Annotated in this window: 1 protein-coding gene; it reads right to left on the bottom strand. The window is 54.8% G+C overall.

Annotation, left to right across the window (positions count from 1 at the left end; genetic code table 11):
- Positions 1-248 (bottom strand): hypothetical protein (locus Q4563_RS21665; protein ID WP_303606000.1); only part of this gene is annotated, 248 nt, incomplete at both ends.

Genomic DNA, 248 nt, shown 5'->3' with positions numbered 1-248 from the left:
CCATTGCGCAGGGTGAATGTCTGGGGTGTATCAAAGCCGCTGACGGTGACGGCGTTACTGATGGCTACGACACCGGGTTCAAGATCTTCTTGCTGCTCGAAGGTGAACGGATCAACGTCGGCGCTTTCGGCACGGGTGGTGGTTTCGAAACTGGTTGAGAAATCACCTATGGTTACGGTGCTGACCACCGTGGTTTCAAAATCGGCAGAAGACTGCTGAACGACACTGATCTGGTCACCGACGGAGAC

Source organism: Gilvimarinus sp. 1_MG-2023, assembly GCF_030548285.1.
This window is presented reverse-complemented; position numbering and strand designations above follow the sequence as displayed.